The organism is Streptococcus sp. 2100 (assembly GCF_013276335.1).
In the GTDB taxonomy this organism is placed as follows: domain Bacteria; phylum Bacillota; class Bacilli; order Lactobacillales; family Streptococcaceae; genus Streptococcus; species Streptococcus pseudopneumoniae.
In genome coordinates this window covers 1-1,118 of record NZ_VMKV01000107.1, presented here as the reverse complement: position 1 = coordinate 1,118, position 1,118 = coordinate 1, and the positions used below count along the sequence as shown (strand labels likewise).

The window sequence follows — 1,118 nt, the reverse complement described above, 5'->3', positions numbered from 1 at the left end:
GTTTGTTGTATATAATTATGTATGCTATAATAGAGTATGGCATTTATTAAAACAACAACCAACAAAGAAGGGCGTACTCATGTCTATCTTGTGGAGGGATATCGAAAAGATGGAAAAGTCAGACAGCGTATTTTGAAAAAATATGGTCTCTTAGATGAACTAGAGGTAGAGGAACCTGATATCTTAGAACGTTTGAAACGTGAGGCAAAGGAAGGTCTACTAACAGAACCTCAATTCTTTCAAGTAAGCTATGACCTACTGGCTCCTATGAATGAGGTGGATCAGTCCTATGGTTGGATGGTCTTGGATAACCTGTTTGAAGAGTTAAAACTAACCGAGTTTCTAAAGACAGTGAAATCGAAATCAGAGTACGATTTGGCTCAAGTTTTAAAACTATTAGTTTTTCAGAGAGTCCTCAATCCAGATAGTAAGTTATCTACTTATGCTTCTCAAGTAAACTTATTTGGTCATTGGGAAATAAGCCTCAACGCTATTTATCGTTCGTTAGATAAGTTGGATACCTTGAAAGAAAAACTTCTGCTTCATCTTCATAAAGAAGTGAGTCGCATGACCAAGCGTGAAGCACGTTTAGTTTTCTACGATGTAACGAACTACTACTTTGAAACAGATATCCCCGATGAGACGGTTGTTTCAGTTGATGGTGAAATTCTAAAAGAAGGACTAAGAAGGCGAGGTCCTAGTAAGGAACATCGTCCCAAACCCATTGTCCAATTAGGATTATTTATGGATACGAATGGAATTCCCATCAGTTATAAGTTATTTAGAGGAAATCAAACAGATCCTATTACCTATCTTCCAGCTGTTGAGGAAGTTAAAAAACAGTTTGGAATTGAGCGTATTGTGGTGGTGGCCGATAAGGCTATGAATAGCTCTTACAATATTTCTGAGATGATTCATCAAAAAGATGGATGGCTCTTCTCCCAGAAGCATCGTGGACGGCGTGGCGCCTCAAAGGAGCTACAAACACAAATTCTAAATCCAAACGATTGGCAATTTAATAAGGAGTTGACCTTCGCAAAGAAGTCCTATCTACGTGAACGCAAGCTGGGAACGAAGAAGGATTCTCCACTTGTCAAAGAGAAAGTTCTGATTACTTG

At 38.5% G+C, this 1,118-nt stretch carries 1 protein-coding gene; it reads left to right on the top strand.

Features of this window, described 5'->3' with window-relative positions; translation table 11 throughout:
- Window positions 1-36 precede the first annotated feature (36 nt).
- On the top strand, window positions 37-1,118 hold a 1,082-nt coding region (locus HT669_RS10700; RefSeq protein WP_172933708.1), incomplete at its 3' end, for an IS1634 family transposase.